Source organism: Streptomyces sp. NPDC041135 (genome assembly GCF_055592085.1).
In genome coordinates this window covers 1-1,275 of the sequence record NZ_JBVIYZ010000107.1, presented here as the reverse complement: position 1 = coordinate 1,275, position 1,275 = coordinate 1, and the positions used below count along the sequence as shown (strand labels likewise).

At 57.0% G+C, this 1,275-nt stretch carries 1 protein-coding gene and 2 pseudogenes; 1 reads left to right on the top strand and 2 read right to left on the bottom strand.

The genetic code is table 11. The features are described from left to right. Window positions 1-187 (bottom strand): annotated as a pseudogene (locus ACZ6CZ_RS38075) (transposase family protein); the annotation flags it as partial. 192 nt (window positions 188-379) lie between these two features. On the opposite strand from ACZ6CZ_RS38075, the gene ACZ6CZ_RS38070 reads away from it, so the two are divergent. Continuing rightward, window positions 380-850: a proprotein convertase P-domain-containing protein gene (locus ACZ6CZ_RS38070; RefSeq protein WP_469030700.1), complete on the top strand. Its 471-nt coding sequence runs from the start codon at window positions 380-382 to the stop codon at window positions 848-850. Window positions 851-1,048: 198 nt separating this feature from the next. Here ACZ6CZ_RS38070 and ACZ6CZ_RS38065 read toward each other — a convergent pair. Continuing rightward, a pseudogene (locus ACZ6CZ_RS38065) lies at window positions 1,049-1,147 on the bottom strand (IS5/IS1182 family transposase); the annotation flags it as partial. Window positions 1,148-1,275 lie beyond the last annotated feature (128 nt).

The following is a 1,275-nucleotide window of genomic DNA, read 5'->3' as shown; positions in this document are numbered from 1 at the left end:
CAGCTGGTGACGGGCACCCGCCCCCGCGGCTCGCTTCCGCAGGTTCGCCCCGCGCAGCATGACGACGGCCCTCAAGATCAGCCTCCCACGGCAACGCCAACTCATCGGCCAGGCAGGCGAGATGTCGCTGCGAGACCCCCGTGAACAGCCGATGCGCCAGCACCGCCCGATTGACCGTGATCGCCACAGCCGGATCATGCCACCTGCCAGCCACGATGCCTCACCCGCTATCACGCACCAGCTCGTTACGCAGCGTTCTACCCGTGCGTTCCTGCTCTGGCAGACCACGGAACGGGCCCTACGAGCACCTTTTACTCACGACAACCCAAAATCGCGACCCTAAAGTATGGAACAGCGTCTCTAATTCAAAGGAATTGACATGTCACGATCCAGAAAACTTATCACCATTTCGACCGGCCTTGCACTAGCGTTTCTTTTGCCGTATAGCGCGGCGGCATCCACCGGCTCCGAATCTTTTTCGCATACCTTTGATAATCCAAAAGACGTTCAAATTGGCGACTTTAATTCTCAAGTAGGTGGCGTCCCGGCAATCTCACTAATAAGTGCCTCCTGGCCGATTATCCCGCCCCTCGACGTGAAAATTGATGTCAATATAAAGCACACGTACCGAGGAGACCTCGCGATAAACCTGATCGGATCCGATGGGACCAACTATACTCTCCTTTCACCCAATCCGACCGACAATCGCGACGACATTGTAGAGACATACCGCCTTCCTCTACCCGTCAATCATTTCTCGGGGGCCTGGAAACTCGCTGTGACCGACTTTGCCACTGGAGACACTGGGTACATCGACGACTGGAAGATAACCTTCTCTACTCATGGATGACCAGCTCTGCATTTCGAGATGGTATCCCGCGGAGTGGTGTAGCTGATCTTGGCTGGGAAGTGCGCCCTCATCGTGCTCCAGCGCGCATCGGCTGCCGCTGAATGCTCCCTGAGAACAGGCAGGCCACCGTGCAAATGTCCTTGGTGAAAGGGCAGTTCAACCCAAGGGAGGCACGGTGGCCTTGAGCCTTTTCCAACCTCATGTTGAGGCGTGGTGGAGGGTGAGGACTGCCTTCACGATGTCGGTGATCCGGTTGGTGCTGCAGCGGAGTTTCCGCAGGAGGCGCAAAGCCTTTAGAGGGCGTTTGAAGTAGGCGTATTGCTGCTTATGCGTTACTGACCTTCAAAGCGTGGTGTCGTAGGGGCTGACGCTTCGTGATCCCTGCGGTAGGCCGACTGCATGAGGTATCCGCAAGGGGGTGGGCT